The sequence below is a fragment of the Hydrogenophaga sp. UC242_50 genome, from assembly GCF_042697355.1.
GTDB lineage: Bacteria > Pseudomonadota > Gammaproteobacteria > Burkholderiales > Burkholderiaceae_C > Hydrogenophaga.
The window spans coordinates 2738931-2754212 of the sequence record NZ_CP170553.1 but is presented as its reverse complement, the minus strand read 5'-3'; the positions used below and the strand labels follow the sequence as shown (position 1 = coordinate 2754212).

The window sequence follows — 15282 nt, the reverse complement described above, 5'->3', positions numbered from 1 at the left end:
GGCGCGTATTGTGGCCCGTCCCCGCCAGCCCCGCCGGCGTGCGGGCCTCAGCGCGAGCCGAGCGTCTTGCGGAAGAAGGCCAGGATGGCCTGCGCGGCCTTGTCGCGCGCGGCGCGGTCGCCCTGCACGTGGGCGCCAATGGCGCTGCACGACTGCCGCGTGAGCGCCTGCAAGGCCTCGCCGCTCACGCGCTGGCCGGTGTTGCGGTCGTAGGTGGCCAGCGTGTCGATGTCGAGCTCCAGCGGGCAGGTTTCCAGCGTGCGCTGCGCGCCGCGCACGTTGAGGCGGCGCGTGTCGTCCTGGTCGAACTTGTGCATCGCGCCTTCGAGGGTGACGAACTCCACCGGCGTGCCGGCCTTGCCGATGCGATCCGCGTAGTCGCGGCAGGCGCCGATGGTCGTGTAGTCGTCCGCATCGCCGTGCACCCACAGCATGGGCGCCTTGGTGGTGAACACGCCGGGCTTGACCATCAGGCGGAACGCGCCCACGCAGCCGCCCGAATACATCGGCACGTGGGCGGCGAAACGCAGGTTGTCGGGCAGCTTCTGCGCCGCCGCGATGCGCTCGACCGCCGTGCGCCAGGTGGTGATGCCCCCGCGTGAGAACCCCATGATGGCGATGCGCGCCGGGTCCACGCGCGGGTGGCTGCGCCACGAGTTTGAGCGCGGCGAAGGCGTCGGCGGTGTCGGCGGCGAAGGGCACTTGCGACTGGTCCTCCGCCGTGCTCTTGACGCCCCGAGGCCCGAAGGAATCCACCGCCAGCACGGCGATGCCCGCGGCGTTGAACTGCCTGGGCCAGAAGTCGAGCATGGCGTCGTAGAGGCCGCCCGAGCCGTGGATCAGGATCACGGCGGGCCCGCGTTCCGTGCCGGCGGGCAGGAACCAGTGCCCCACCGGCTGCGCCGGCTCGCCCTGCCCCGGCCCCTTGAGCAGGTCCGGCAGGCTGCGCGGGGTGCTGCTGGCGAAGGCATAGCGGCCGGTGGGAGGGCCGGCGCTCATGTCGGCGATGAGGTCCTGCGCGGCCAGCAGGGGAGACAGGAGCACCAGGGGCAGTGCGGCCAGCCAGGGGGTGAAGCGTCGCAAGGCCATGGTGCGGGTCTCCGCGCCTTCAGCGACCCAGCGGGCCCGGCCTGCAGCGCCCGCAAACTGTAGCCCGGCCAGCGGGCGCCGCCAAGCCCCGACAATGGCGCCCATGCGCTGGGACATTTTCTGCAGGGTGATCGACAACTTCGGCGACGTGGGCGTCTGCTGGCGGCTCTCGGCCGAGCTGGCCCGCCGGGGCGAACAGGTGCGCCTGTGGCTGGACGACCCGCAGGCCCTGACCTGGATGGCGCCCGGCGCGCAGCAAGGCGGCGTGCCGAACATCGAGGTGCGGACCTGGACCTCGCCCCTGCCCGCCGGCCAGGCCGACCCGCAGCCGCCGGCCGACGTGTGGATCGAGGCCTTCGGCTGCGAACCGCCGGCCGAGTGCATCAAGGCCCTGGCCGCCCGCGTGGCCACCGGCGCGCGCGCGCCGGTGTGGATCAACCTGGAGTACCTCAGCGCCGAGCCCTACGTGGAGCGCTCGCACCGCCTGCCCTCGCCGGTCATGAGCGGGCCGGCGCGCGGGCTCGGCAAATGGTTCTTCTATCCGGGCTTCACCGCGCGCACGGGCGGCCTGCTGCGCGAACCCGATCTGCTGGCGCGCCAGGCCGCGTTCGACGCCGAGGCCTGGCTGGCCGATCTGCGGCTGCCGGTGCGCCCCGCGGCCCGCCGGGTCAGCCTGTTCTGTTACGAACCCGCCGCCCTGCCCGCCGTGCTGCGGCAGGCGGGGCAGGACGCGGCGCCCAGCGACTGGCTGGTCACACCGGGGCGGGCCTGGCAGGCCGTGCAGCAAACACCCCCGCCCGGCCGGGGCTGCCGGCTGCACGCCCTGCCCCTGCTGAGCCAGCGCGATTTCGACCACCTGCTCTGGGCTTGCGACCTCAACTTCGTGCGTGGCGAGGATTCGCTGGCCCGCGCCCTCTGGGCCGGCCGCCCCTTTGTCTGGCACATCTACCCCCAGCACGACGGCGCGCACCACGCCAAGCTGGAGGCGTTTCTGGACTGGCTGCAGGCACCGCCCTCGCTGCGCGCCTTCCACCTGGCGTGGAACGGCATCGGCCCGCAGGCGGCCGTCTGGCCGGATGCCGGCACCCTGGCCGACTGGCACGGCTGCGCCCGGGCGGCGCGCGAACGCCTGCTGGCCCAGGCCGACCTGTGCAGCCAGCTGGTCCGTTTCGCACTGGAAAAGCGATAAAATTCGAGGCTTTGCGGAAAACCGGGCCGGATTCGATCCCACGCACCATTCCGCGCCCAACCGTTGGAATCCCTATGAAAATCGCTCAAGAACTCCGCGCCGGCAACGTCATCATGCACGGCAAGGACCCGATGATCGTCCTCAAGACGGAATACAGCCGTGGCGGCCGTGGCGCCGCCACCGTGCGTCTGAAGCTCAAGGCCCTGTTGAACAACATGCGCACCGAAGTCGTCTGCAAGGCCGACGACAAGATGGACCAGATCATCCTGGACAAGAAGGAGTGCACCTACTCCTACTTCGCCGACCCGATGTACGTCTGCATGGACGCCGAGTACAACCAGTACGAAGTGGAAGCCGAGAACATGGGCGACGCCCTGAACTACCTCGAAGACGGCATGACCGTCGAAGTGGTGTTCTACGACGGCAAGGCCATCTCGGTCGAACTGCCCACCAGCGTCGAGCGCGAAATCACCTGGACCGAGCCGGCCGTCAAGGGCGACACCTCGGGCAAGGTGCTCAAGCCGGCCAAGATCGCCACCGGTTTCGAAATCTCCGTGCCGCTGTTCGTGGCCCAGGGCGACCGCATCGAAATCGACACGCGCACCGGCGAATACCGCAAGCGCGTCTGAGCGTTACACGCCCACGACCCACCCTCGAAGAGGCTCCTGCGGGAGCCTTTTCACTTTCCGGCCTCCGCACGCTGCCCCCTCCCTCCGCATGGACCTGATCGCCCGCATCGCCGACGTCATCATCCCGGTGTTCCTGATCGTGGCGATCGGCTTCGCTTACGCGCGCCGGCAGGCGCCCGACATGGGCACCTTCAACCGCATCGCGCTCGACGTGCTCGCGCCCATGCTGGTGTACTCGGCGCTCGCGTCGCGCGACTTCGTCATCGCCGAGCACCTGGTCCTGCTCGTGGGGGGCGCGGTGATCATCCTGGGCGGCGGCCTGCTGGCCTGGGCCCTGTCTCGGGCCTCGGGCGCGCAGCCGCGCACCCTGGTGCCGGTGGTGATGTTCAACAACTGCGGCAACATGGGCCTGCCCCTGGCGCTGCTGGCCTTCGGCCCGGCCCACTTCGGCGCGGCCGTGGCGCTGTTCTCGGTCAGCAACCTGCTGCACTTCTCGCTCGGCGCGCGCATCACCAGCCGCATGGCGCGCACGCGCGACCTGCTCACCAGCCCGCTGATGATCGGCACGGCGCTCGGCTTCGCGAGCGCCCTGACCGATGTGCGCCCGCCCGACGTGGTGCTCTCCGGCCTGAAGCTGCTGGGCGACGCGCTGCTGCCCATGATGCTGTTCTCCCTGGGCGTGCGCCTGACCGCGCTGACCCGCGAGGGCCTGGCGATCGGCCTGCTCGGCGCGCTGGCCCGCCCGCTCATCGGCCTGGCCATCGCCCTGCCGCTGGCCTGGGCGCTCGACCTGGAAGGTGCGGCGCGTCGCCAGCTGCTGCTGTTCGCCGCCTTGCCTCCCGCCGTGATGCAGTTCATGCTGGCCGACCGTTACCACCAGGAGCCCGACAAGGTCGGTGCCATGATCATGCTGGGCAACGCGCTGGCCGTGGTCTTCGTGCCGCTGGCCCTGGCGCTCGCCCTGTGAGCGGCATCATCCGAATCACACGACAAACGAAGGAATCCCACCATGGCAGCCCCCCAAGACCTCAATGAACGCCGCCTGGCCGATGCCTGGGCCGAACTCCAGACCCACGCCAACGAAGGACTGCCCCTGCAGGCCGACGCCTACCGCCTGGCGTTCGCCGACCCCGAATTCCTGCTGCGGCGCGAGACGCGCGGCATCCGCCTGCAACTCGAGATGCTCAAGCCCGACCTCGCTCAGCGCGAAGCGGGCATCGAGAACACCATCGTCGTGTATGGCAGCGCGCGCTTTCGCGAAGCCAGCGAGGCGCAGGAGCAGCTGGTGCGCGCCGAGCGCAGCGGCGACGCGCGCGAGATCGCGCGCGCGCAGGCCATGGTGCGCAACGCGCACTACTACGACAAGGCGCGCGAGTTCGCGCGCATCGTGGCCCGCTACAGCTCGAGATGCGCGAAGGCCGAGCAGCTTTTCATCTGCACCGGTGGTGGCCCCGGCATCATGGAAGCGGCCAACCGCGGCGCGCACGATGAAGGCGCGCCCACCGTGGGCCTGAACATCGCGCTGCCGCACGAACAGGCCGCCAACCCCTACGTTTCACCCGAGCTGAGCTTCAAGTTCCATTACTTCGCGCTGCGCAAGATGCACTTCATGATGCGCGCCAAGGCCCTGCTGGCCTTCCCCGGTGGCTTCGGCACGCTCGACGAGCTGTTCGAGGTGATCACGCTGGTGCAATGCAAGAAGTCCAAGCCGGTGCCGATCCTGCTGTTCGGATCGGACTACTGGAAGCGGCTGATCAACCTCGACGTGCTGGTCGAGGAAGGCACGATCTCGCCCGAGGACCTGAACCTGTTCAAGTACGTGGACGATCCGCAGACGGCGTGGGAGCACATCCTGCGCTTCTACGACTTGAAAGCCTGACTCACGGCGCGCGAGGCGCGTCTGCCAGAAACGCCGAGGAACCGGCTTCGCCGGGCCTCAGGCGTTGTCCCCTTTCAGGGGGAAGCCGCGTCAGCGGCGCAGGGGGTTACTCCGGCCCCCAGCCTCCGCCCAGGGCCTTGTACAGGTTCACCTGGTTCTGCTGTTGTGCCAGGCGCGTCTGCGCCAGCGCCTGCTGGGTGGCGAACAGCGAGCGCTGTGCGTCCAGCACGTCCAGGAAGCTCGCCACGCCATTGCGGTAGCGCAGCTCGGCCAGGCGGAAACGTTCGGCTTCGGCCGTGGCCTGCACCTGCTGCGCGCTGAGCTGGTCGCCCAGCGTCGCACTGCCAGCCAGCGCATCGGCCACTTCGCGGAACGCGGTCTGGATCGCCTTTTCGTACTGGGCCACCGCGATGTCGCGCCCGGCGTTGGACGAGTCCAGATTGGCGCGGTTGCGCCCCGCATCGAAGATCGGCAGCAAGGCCTGCGGCGCCATCGTGAAGCCCCAGGAGCCGTCTTTGAACAGGCCCGAGAGGCTGCTGCTGGCCGTGCCCGCCGTCGCGGTGAGCGAGATGCGCGGGAAGAACGCGGCGCGCGCGGCGCCGATGTTGGCGTTGGCGGCGATCAGCTGCTGCTCGGCCTGGCGGATGTCCGGGCGGCGCGTGAGCAGGTCCGACGGCAGGCCGGCCGGCACGTCGCGCAGCATGGACGCGGCAGGCACGGGCGCGGTCGGCACGACCACCTCGTTGGCATTGGCGCTCTGCGCGGGCACGGTCGGCGGCACGGGCAGCAGCTCGGCCGGCGGCGCCTGGCCGACCAGCAGCGTGAGGGCGTTGATGTCCAGCGCGCGCAGGCGGCGCTGCTGCGCCAGCGCGGACTGGGCCGCGGCGGTCAGCGACTCGGCCTGGCGCAGGTCCAGCGCGGAGGTGGCGCCGTTGTCGAAGCGCAGCTTGCTCAGGCGCAACGAGTCCTCGCGCGTTGCGCACGGTGCGCTCGGTCAGCACCAGCAGCTCGTCGTTGGCCTGCAGGCTCAGCCAGGTGCTGGCGACAGCCGCCACCAGGCTGGTCTGCGCGGCGTGGCGCGCTTCCTGGCTCGCGAGGTACTGGGCCAGGGCCGCTTCCTTCAACGCACCAAGGCGGCCGAAGAAATCGATCTCCCAGCTGCTCAGGGCCAGGCCCACGCTGTAGACGCTGGTGATGCCACCATTGCCGTCGGGCTGGCGGTTGCCGGTGGCGGCCAGGCCGATGGTCGGGAACTGGTCGGCGCGGCGGATCTGGTACTGCGCGCGCACCTGCTCGATGTTGAGCGTCGCCACGCGCAGGTCGCGGTTGTTCTTCAGCGCCAGCGCGATCAGCTCGCGCAGCTTGGCGTCACCGATGAACTCGCGCCAGGCGACGTCAGCGCCCGACTTGGCATCGGTCGCCGCCGCGGGCTGCGGGCCAGGAAACTGCGAGGCCACCGGCGCCTCAGGCCGCTCGTACTTCGGAATGAACGAACAAGCCGACATCGCGGCAACGGCCAGCAGCGTCAAGCCGAGGCGCGACAAGCGCCGAGGCGAAACATCCAGGGCATCGGCGGAACTGGCTTCGCCAGGCCGCACGGTGCGCCCCCTGAAGGGGGTGCCGCCGAAGGCGGCGCGGGGGTGGGCATTCTTAAACATCGATTTGCACTCCTGGGCCATGGTGGGCGGCCGCTTGTTCGGCATCCCGCTGGTGCTGGCGTTCGCTGCCCTTGAACAGGGTGCGAACCACCACAAAGAAGATCGGCACGAAGATCACCGCCAGCACGGTGCCGGTGATCATGCCGCCGATCACGCCGGTGCCGATGGCGCGCTGGCTGGCCGAGCCGGCGCCCGAGGCGATCGCCAGCGGCAGCACACCGAGCGTGAAGGCCATCGAGGTCATGATGATGGGGCGGAACCGGATGTGGGCCGCTTCCAGCGCCGCCGCGATCACGCTCTTGCCCTGCGCCTGCAGGTCCTTGGCGAACTCGATGATCAGAATCGCGTTCTTCGCCGAGAGGCCGATGATGGTGATCAGCCCCACCTGAAAGTACACGTCGTTCGAGTAGTCGCGCATCAACGTCGCCAGCAGCACCCCGAGCACGCCCAGCGGCACCACCAGAATCACCGACAGCGGAATGGTCCAGCTCTCGTACAGCGCGGCCAGGCAGAGGAACACGGCCAGGATGGCGAAGGCGTACAGGATGACCGCCTGCGAGCCGGCGAGCTTTTCCTCGCGCGTCTGGCCGGTCCACTCGTAGCCGATGCCTTGCGGCAACTGGGCCGCGAGCTTCTCCATCTCGGCGATGGCCGCACCCGTGCTCATGCCGGGGGCGGCGCTGCCGCTGATGCGCACGGATGGGTAGCCGTTGTAGCGCACCGTCTGCATCGGGCCGGTGATCCATTTCGTGGTGGCGAAGGCCGACAGCGGCACCGCCTGGCCCTTGTTGTTCACCACGTTCAGGCGCAGCAGGTCTTCCGGTTGCATGCGGGCGGGCGCGTCGGCCTGCACCACCACGCGCTGCAGGCGGCCGGCGTTGGGGAAGTCGTTGACGTAGCTCGAACCGAGCGAGGTGCCGATGGCGGCATTGATCACGTCGAAGCCCACGCCCAGGGCGTTGGCCTTGTCGCGGTCGATGTCGATCTGCAGCTGCGGCGCGTCTTCCAGGCCGTCCGGGCGCACCTGGGTGATCACCTTGCTCTGCGAGGCCATGCCCAGCAGCTGGTTGCGCGCGCTCATCAGCGCGTCGCGGCCCAGACCGCCCCGGTCCTGCAGACGGAAGCTGAAGCCGGACGAGGCCCCCAGTTCGGGAATGGGTGGCGGGCTCAGCGGGTAGATGAACGCGTCGCGGATGCTCGAGAGCGCGCCGAAGGCCCGCCCGGCCACCGCCTCGGCCGAACTGCCGGGCGCGGTGCGCTCGGCCCAGTCCTTGAGCGTCACGAAGGCCAGCGCCGCGTTCTGCCCCTGACCGGAGAAGCTGAAGCCCAGCACGCCGACCATGCTTTCCACCTCGGGCTGCTGCAGGATGAAACCTTCCACCTGCTTCATCACATCCAGCGTGCGCTCCTGCGTGGCGCCCGGCGGCAGCTGCACGTTCACCAGCAGCGTGCCCTGGTCTTCATTGGGCAGGAACGACGTCGGCAGGCGCATGTAGACCACGGCGGCGGCGGCGATGATGGTCACGTAGATGATCAGCGTGCGACCGGCGCGCGGCAGCAGCGCGGCCACGCCACGTTCGTAGCGTTTGGCGGTGCGAGAGAAGCCGCGGTTGAACCAGCCGAAGAAGCCCGTCTTCTCGTGGTGGTGGCCGGCCTCGACCGGCTTGAGCAGGGTCGCGCACAGCGCGGGCGTGAGCGACAGGGCCAGGAAGGCCGAGAACGCGATCGACACGCCCATCACCGCCGAGAACTGGCGGTAGATGTTGCCCACCGAGCCAGCGAAGAACGCCAGCGGCACGAACACCGAGATCAGCACCACGGTCACACCGACGATGGCGCCGGAGATCTGCGACATCGCCTTGCGGGTTGCCTGCAGGGGCGGCAGCCCCTCCTCGCTCATGATGCGCTCGACGTTCTCCACCACCACGATGGCGTCGTCCACCACGATGCCGATCACCAGCACCATGCCGAACATGGTCAGCACGTTGATGGAGAAGCCCATGGCCAGCAAGGCGCCGAACGTGCCCAGCAGGGCCACCGGCACGACGATGGTCGGGATGATGGTGTAGCGGATGTTCTGCAGGAACAGGAACATCACCAGGAACACCAGCAGCATGGCTTCGCCCAGGGTCTGGGCCACCTGCGTGATGGAGATCTTCACGAAGCGCGAGCTGTCGTAGGGGATCGACCATTTCATGCCGGTGGGGAAGAAGCGCTCGAGTTCGTGCATCTTGGTGCGCACCGCCTCGGCCGTGGCCAGGGCGTTGCCGCTGGGCGAGAGCTGCACACCGACACCGACCGCGGGCTTGCCGCTCAGGCGCGCCGACGTGGCGTAGGCCTGGCCGCCGAGTTCGATGCGGGCCACGTCCTTGAGGCGCACGGTGGCGCCGTCGGCGCTGGCGCGCAGCACGATGTTGCCGAACTGCTCGACGCTGCCAAGCTGGCCGTTGACCACCACGGTGGCCGCGATGCTCTGGCCGGCCACGTTGGGCAGCGCACCGATCTCACCAGCCGAGACCTGCGCGTTCTGCGCGCGGATGGCGTTGTTGACGTCGGACGCGCTCAGATTGAAGCCGAGCAGCTTGGCCGGGTCGATCCAGATGCGCATGGCGCGCTCGGAACCGAACAGCTGGGCCTGGCCCACACCGGGCAGGCGCTGCAGCTCGGGCACCACGCTGCGCGCGGCATAGTCGCCCAGCGCCACGGGGTCCAGCGCCGGATCGTCGCTCGAGAGCATGGCGAACAGCAGGAAGTTGCTGTTGGACTTGTCCACCCGCACACCCTGCTGCGTCACCGCCGCCGGCAGGCGCGGCGTGGCCCGGGACAAGCGGTTCTGCACGTCCACCTGCGCCAGTTCCGGGTCGGTGCCGGTCTCGAAGCTCAGCGTGATGCTGCCGCTGCCATCGGCCTGCGCGACCGATTCCATGTAGATCAGGCCGGGCGCGCCGTTCATCTCGCGCTCGATCACCGACAGCACGCTGTCTTCCAGCGTGGCGGCCGAGGCACCGGGGTAGGCGGTGTTGATGACGATGGCCGGCGGGGCCACCGGCGGGTACTGCGCGATCGGCAGCTGCGTGATCGACACGCCGCCGATCACCATGATGAAGAGCGCGATCACCCACGCGAAGATGGGTCGGTCAATGAAGAATTTCGCCATGTCGGGCGCTCCTTACTTCGCGGCCTCGGGCGCCGGGGCCGCGGCCGCCGGGGCGGCCGGTGCACTGCCGGGCGCCTGCCAGGGCACGGCCTTCACGGGCGTGCCAGGCGGCATCATCTGGAGCTTCTGGAAGCCGTCGACCATGATCTGTTCGCCGGCCTTCAAGCCGTCGAGGATGACCCACTGGCCGTTCTGCTGCCCGCCCACCTTGACCTGGCGAGGAGCGATCTTGCCGTCGGCGCCAACCACCGAGACGGTGTCGCCTTGAGCCGAGCGCGTCACCGCCTGTTGCGGCAGCGTGATCGCATTGCCGGCCTTGGCCTGCTCCAGGCGCACGCGCACGTACAGGCCCGGCAGCAGCGTGCCCTTGGGGTTGGGCACTTCGGCGCGCAGCGTCACCTGGCCGGTGGCGCTGTCCACCGTCAGGTCGGCGAACAGCAGGCGGCCGGGTTGTTCGTACACGGTGCCGTCTTCCAGCACCACCTGCACGGCAGCGGCTTGCGAGCCCGCGCCCTTGAGCTGGCCGTTGTCCATGGCCTTGCGCAGTTTGAAGACCTCGGCGGCGGACTGCGTGAAGTTCACGTACATGGGGTTGATCTGCTGGATCACCGCCAGCTGCGTGGCCTCGCCCTGCCCGACCAGCGCACCTTCGGTCACCAGCGCGCGGCCGATGCGGCCCGAAATGGGCGCCGTCACACGGGCATAGCCCAGGTTGATGTTGGCGGTCTGCACGGCCGCCTTGCCGGCCGCGACGTCGGCCTCGGCCTGCTTCTGGGACGCGACGGCCGAGGCGTATTCCTGCTGGCTGATGGCGTTTTCCTTCACCAGCGGAGCGTAGCGCTCGGCCAGCGCCGTGGCCTGCGTGAGGTTGGCTTGCGAGCGCGCCAGGCTGGCCTGGGCGCTTTGCAGGGCGGCCGAGTACGGCGCGGGATCGATGCGGAACAGGGGCTGGCCTGCCTTCACGTCGCTGCCCTCGCGGAACAGGCGCTCCTGCAGGATGCCGGCCGCGCGGGCCCGCACCTGCGCCACGCGCGACGCTTCCAGGCGGCCTGGCAGTTCGGTCGTCAGGCCCACGTCGCCGGGGGCGACCGTGACCACGCCCACTTCGGGGGCCGGCATGCCACCACCCGGGGCGGCAGCCTGCGGGGGAGCGGATTCGCCGCAGGCGGCCAGCACCGCGGCCAACGCGAGGACGGACAAGCCACGCCACAACGGGGCCGGGGGCAAGGGGGCGAACCGGGTGCGCGAAACGGGCACTGACTTGATAAGGCTCAAGGCGGGCATGGGAGTCCTTGGGTATGAAAGAGGGATGGCGCGCAACGGCAGGGAATACCCTGACGGGTTGTGCTGTCGCAAAACGGCGAAGTATACATACATACAAGAATGTATGTATAGTCCTAACCATCCCCACGGGCTTCCATTCTGGAGACACACACACCATGGTTCGACGCACCAAAGCCGATGCGCTGCGCCACCCGCCACAGCCTGCTGGATGCTGCCGAGCATTTGTTTCAGGAGCGAGGCGTCTCCCGCACCTCGCTCAACGACATTGCCACCGCCGCCGGCACCACGCGCGGCGCGATCTACTGGCACTTCAAGGACAAGGCCGACTTGTTCAACGCCATGATGGAGCGCGTGACCATGCCCCTGGAGGGCACGCTGGCCTGCACCGCGCGCACGGCGGACACCACCGCCAACCCCCTGCTCTCCCTGCGCGACTCGATCATGAACGCGCTCCAGCAGACCGCCAACGACGAACAGACCCGCCGGGTGTTTGAGGTCGCCACGCACAAGGTGGAGTACGTGGCCGAGATGCAGGCGGTGCGCGACCGCCATCTGCAGGTGCGCAACGAATGCATCGCCATGACCGAAGAGATCCTGCAGCAGGCGGTGCAGCGCGAAGGCATCCAGCTGCACATCCCGCTGGGCACCGCCGCGCTCGGCCTGCACGTGATCATCGACGGGTTGATCCAGAACTGGCTGCTCGACCCCGAGGCTTTCGATCTCGTGAAGAGCGGGCGCGACACGATGGACGTGTACCTCGCCGGGCTGGGCTTCACCCAACCCGCCGCGCGGGCCCCGCAACGCGCGGCCGCTCCGCGCAAGCTCGCACCCGCCTAAGGCATGCGCTGAGGCGCCTCGGCCGAAGGCGCCGGCAGGCGCCAGGCCAGCGGCGAACCCAGGCCGACCACCGCGCCCACGAGCCAGAACACCGCGCCCACCCCGATCAGGGCGCCGGCCGAGCCGAACATCAGCGGCATCACCACGCTGGACCCATTGACGGCAATGGCGCGCAGGCCCAGCGCCTCGCCGTGGCGGTGGTGCGGCGTCATCTGGTGCAGCGAACTCATGATCATGGGTTGCACCGACCCGAGTGCGAAACCCAGCAGCACCGAGAGCGTGCCCATGGCCCAGGCCGCGTGCACCATGGGATAGGCCGCGAACAGCAGCGCGGTGGCCAGCATGGCCGTGCCGATCACCACCGACTCGCGCAGGTGCGAGGCCAGCCAGGGCAGGAGCAGGCGGATCGCGGTGGCGGCCAGGGCGAAAGCGCCGAGGATGGTGCCGATCACGGTCGCGCTCAGGCCGCGCTCGTGGCCCAGCACCGGCACCAGGAAGGTGTGCACGTCCCAGCAGGACGACAGCATCCAGTTGATCATCATCAGCTGGCGAAAGCCCTTGTCCTTCAACAGGTTCCACGACGAGCCGCTGGCCTGGCGCAGCTCGGGCGCCACCGGCTCGTGCTCGACGGTGTGCCGCACGCCATACCAGGCCAGCGAGGGCAGCAACGCGAGCAGCAGAAAGGCGGCGCGAAAACCGAAGCTGTCGATCATCACGCCCGCGGCGAAGGGCCCGAGGAAGTTGGAGATCGAAGGGCCGATGGCCATCCAGCTGAACACCTGCTTGAGCTCGGTCGGGCCGTGCGCGAGGCGGCCCACGTGGCGCTGCAGCGCGATCATGGCCATGCCCGTGGCCGCGCCGCAGGTCAGCGCGGTCAGGCACAGCACCGGGAACACCGGAAAGGCCACCGCCAGCGCCGCGCCGGCCGAGGCCACGGCCACCGAAAGCATCACCGGTTTGCGCAGGCCACGCCGGTCGGCGTAGCGGCCGGCGGGCAAGGCCATGAAGACGGGCGCCAGCGCGAACAGGGCCAGCAGCATGCCCACCGCGGCCGGGCTGTAGCCCTCGCGCAGCGCCATGAGCGGCGCGGCCATGCGAAACCCTGTCATGCAGGCATGCAGGCAGATCTGCGCCGCGATGAGGCGCCAGAGGACGGATCGGAGCTGGGGGTTCAAGCGTCTCCGTTGTCGGTGGGGTCCAGCGGCAGCAGCGCGCTGGCCTGGTCCTGCGGCAGGGCTTCCACCGCCTTGAGCGCGCGGCCCATGGCGCGGCTGCGCGTCTCGGCACTGTCCAGCGTGTTGAGCACGGTCTGCGTCTGGCTCTTCACGCGCGCGAGCACGTCGCCGAACTTGCCGAACTCGGTCTTGACCGCGCCCAGCACCTGCCAGACTTCGCTGGAGCGCTTTTCCAGCGCCAGCGTGCGAAAGCCCATCTGCAGCGAGTTGAGCATCGCCATGAGCGTGGTGGGCCCGGCCAGGGTCACGCGGTGCTCGCGCTGCAGCACTTCCATCAGCCCCGGTCGGCGCAACACCTCGGCGTACAGGCCTTCGGTGGGCAGGAACAGAATGGCGAAGTCGGTCGTGTGCGGCGGCTGCAGGTACTTGTCGGCCATGGACTTCGCTTCGAGCCGGATGCGCTGCTCCAGCCCACGCGCGGCCAGGTCGGCGCCTTCGACGTCGGCGCGCTGCTGCGCATCGAGCAGGCGCTCGTAGTCCTCGTTGGGGAATTTGGCGTCGATGGGCAGCCAGCAAGGCGCGCCATCTTCGCTGCGGCCGGGCATCTTGATCGCGAAGTCCACCGTGAAGCGGCTGCCCGGCTTGGTCATCACCTGCACGGCGTACTGGTCGGGCGCGAACACCTGTTCGAGCAACGCGGCCAGCTGGGCTTCGCCGAACATGCCGCGCGTCTTCACGTTGGTCAGCAGGTGCTTGAGGTCGCCCACGCCCTGCGCCAGCGTCTGCATTTCGCCCAGGCCCTTGTGCACCTGCTCCAGGCGGTCGGCCACCTGCTTGAAGCTCTCGCCCAGACGCGCCTGCAGCGTGCTCTGCAGTTTCTCATCGACCGTGGCGCGCATCTCATCGAGCTTGGCGGCGTTGTTCTGCTGCAGTTGCGCGAGCTGCGCGTCCAGCGTGGTGCGGATCTCGGCCAGGCGCCGCGCGTTGCCTTCGCTCATGTCCTGCAGCTGGCGCGTGAGCGTGTCGCCCAGCGTGCCGCGCAACTGCACGAGTTGCAGGGCGAAGGCGTCGAGCTGGGCGTTCTGCGTGCGCGTGGCCTCGGCCTCCTGGCGCGACAGCGTTTCCTGGAAGGTTGCGCAGGGTCTGCTGCATTTCCTGGCGCCCGCCACGCGACTGCTCGCTGATCTCGCGCCGCAGTTCGCTTTCCACCCGCTCCACGCGCTGGCCCACCTGCTGCCCTTGCTGCTGCACCTGGTCGAGCAGGCGCTCTCGGTGCGCGAGCTCCTGGGCATCCACCGGCGCACGGCGCAGCAGCAGCCACAGGCCGAGCGCGAGGTTGAGCGCCACCCCGATCAGCAGCAGCCAGAGAAGCAGGTCGTTGCTCATCGTGTCGTTCAACGCTGGCCCGCCACTTCCGGGTTGAGCGGCGTGAGGGTCTTGCCCTGCGTGAGGTAGGCGATGACGTTGTCGGCCGCCAGGTGGGCCATCGCCTTGCGGGTGGTGATGGTGGCGCTGGCGATGTGCGGCGTGAGCACGATGTTGGGCACGGTGAGCAGGTCGGGGTGCACCTTGGGCTCGCCCTCGTACACATCCAGCCCGGCGGCGGCGATGCGCTTCTCGCGCAGCGCCACGGCCAGCGCCGCGTCGTCCACGATGCCGCCGCGCGCGATGTTGACCAGCGTCGCCGTGGGCTTCATCTGCGCGATCTCGGCCGCGCCGATGGCGTGGTGCGACGAGGCGCTATAGGGCAGCACGAGGATGAGGTGGTCGGCCGTCTTGAGCAGCTCTTCCTTGCTCACGTAGCTGGCCTTGCATTCGGCTTCCGTCGCCGCGTCGAGCCGCGAACGGTTGTGGTAGATCACCTTCATGCCGAAGCCGTGCGCGCCGCGCCGCGCGATGGCCTGGCCGATGCGGCCCATGCCGAGGATGCCCAGCGTGCTGCCATGCACTTCGGCGCCCGCGAACATGTCCAGCGCCCAGCGGTTCCACTGGCCGGCGCGCAGGAAATGCTCGCTCTCGGTGAGGCGGCGGGCCGTTGCGCAGCAGCAGCGCGAAGCCGAAGTCGGCGGTGGTTTCGGTCAGCACGTCGGGCGTGTTGCTCGCCAGCACGCCCGCGGCGGTGATGGCCGGCAGGTCGAAGTTGTTGTAGCCCACGGCGATGTTCGCCACGATCCTGAGTTGCGGGCAGGCCGCGATCAGGGCCGCGTCCACGCGCTCGCTGCCGGTGGTGATCACGCCCACCTTGCCCTGCAGGCGCTCGATCAGCTGGGCCGGCGCCAGCGGTGCGTCGTCCTCATTGGTGTCCACATCGAAGTGCTGCCGCAGCTTGTCCACCACCTCGGGGAAGACTTGGCGGGCAACGAAGATGGCGGGGCGGGAGGTCAT

The 15282-nt window shown here is 69.3% G+C and carries 9 protein-coding genes and 3 pseudogenes; 5 read left to right on the top strand and 7 right to left on the bottom strand.

Annotated elements, in window-relative coordinates:
- Nucleotides 1-47: 47 nt before the first annotated feature.
- The gene (locus ACFJGX_RS14140; RefSeq protein WP_382328704.1) at nucleotides 48-752 is read right to left on the bottom strand and encodes a dienelactone hydrolase family protein; all 705 of its coding nucleotides are present in this window, start codon (nucleotides 750-752) and stop codon (nucleotides 48-50) included.
- A gap of 440 nt (nucleotides 753-1192) precedes the next feature.
- On the opposite strand from ACFJGX_RS14140, the gene earP reads away from it, so the two are divergent.
- The 4 genes from earP to ACFJGX_RS14120 all read left to right on the top strand — a co-directional run bounded on the left by earP (nucleotide 1193) and on the right by ACFJGX_RS14120 (nucleotide 4786).
- A complete protein-coding gene (earP, locus tag ACFJGX_RS14135; RefSeq protein ID WP_382320548.1) occupies nucleotides 1193-2278 on the top strand; it encodes an elongation factor P maturation arginine rhamnosyltransferase EarP in 1086 nt (361 codons plus the stop codon).
- A 74-nt stretch (nucleotides 2279-2352) separates the two neighbouring features.
- On the top strand, nucleotides 2353-2907 hold the full coding sequence (gene efp, locus ACFJGX_RS14130; protein WP_382320550.1) for an elongation factor P: 555 nt from the start codon (nucleotides 2353-2355) through the stop codon (nucleotides 2905-2907).
- An 88-nt stretch (nucleotides 2908-2995) separates the two neighbouring features.
- On the top strand, nucleotides 2996-3874 hold the full coding sequence (locus ACFJGX_RS14125; protein ID WP_382320552.1) for an AEC family transporter: 879 nt from the start codon (nucleotides 2996-2998) through the stop codon (nucleotides 3872-3874).
- 42 nt (nucleotides 3875-3916) lie between these two features.
- Nucleotides 3917-4786 carry a TIGR00730 family Rossman fold protein gene (locus tag ACFJGX_RS14120; RefSeq protein ID WP_382320554.1) on the top strand — a complete coding sequence of 290 codons (870 nt, stop codon included), beginning with the start codon at nucleotides 3917-3919 and terminating at the stop codon, nucleotides 4784-4786.
- A 106-nt stretch (nucleotides 4787-4892) separates the two neighbouring features.
- On the opposite strand, the pseudogene ACFJGX_RS14115 reads toward ACFJGX_RS14120, so the two are convergent.
- The 3 genes and pseudogenes from ACFJGX_RS14115 to ACFJGX_RS14105 all read right to left on the bottom strand — a co-directional run bounded on the left by ACFJGX_RS14115 (nucleotide 4893) and on the right by ACFJGX_RS14105 (nucleotide 10885).
- Nucleotides 4893-6291 (bottom strand): annotated as a pseudogene (locus ACFJGX_RS14115) (efflux transporter outer membrane subunit).
- Nucleotides 6292-6436: 145 nt separating this feature from the next.
- Nucleotides 6437-9601 (bottom strand): efflux RND transporter permease subunit, encoded by a 3165-nt coding sequence (locus tag ACFJGX_RS14110; protein WP_382320556.1) that lies wholly within the window; start codon nucleotides 9599-9601, stop codon nucleotides 6437-6439.
- Nucleotides 9602-9613: 12 nt separating this feature from the next.
- The gene (locus tag ACFJGX_RS14105; protein ID WP_382320558.1) at nucleotides 9614-10885 is read right to left on the bottom strand and encodes an efflux RND transporter periplasmic adaptor subunit; all 1272 of its coding nucleotides are present in this window, start codon (nucleotides 10883-10885) and stop codon (nucleotides 9614-9616) included.
- Between the two features lie 177 nt (nucleotides 10886-11062).
- On the opposite strand from ACFJGX_RS14105, the gene ACFJGX_RS14100 reads away from it, so the two are divergent.
- Entirely contained in the window at nucleotides 11063-11722 is a 660-nt protein-coding gene (locus tag ACFJGX_RS14100) for a TetR family transcriptional regulator (RefSeq protein WP_382326399.1), read from the top strand.
- Here the strand turns inward: ACFJGX_RS14100 and ACFJGX_RS14095 are convergent.
- The 3 genes and pseudogenes from ACFJGX_RS14095 to ACFJGX_RS14085 all read right to left on the bottom strand — a co-directional run bounded on the left by ACFJGX_RS14095 (nucleotide 11719) and on the right by ACFJGX_RS14085 (nucleotide 15282).
- Nucleotides 11719-12831: an MFS transporter gene (locus ACFJGX_RS14095; protein ID WP_382328702.1), complete on the bottom strand. Its 1113-nt coding sequence runs from the start codon at nucleotides 12829-12831 to the stop codon at nucleotides 11719-11721. The genes ACFJGX_RS14100 and ACFJGX_RS14095 overlap by 4 nt on opposite strands.
- A gap of 62 nt (nucleotides 12832-12893) precedes the next feature.
- Nucleotides 12894-14283 (bottom strand): annotated as a pseudogene (locus tag ACFJGX_RS14090) (DNA recombination protein RmuC).
- A gap of 8 nt (nucleotides 14284-14291) precedes the next feature.
- Nucleotides 14292-15282, bottom strand: a pseudogene (locus ACFJGX_RS14085) (2-hydroxyacid dehydrogenase).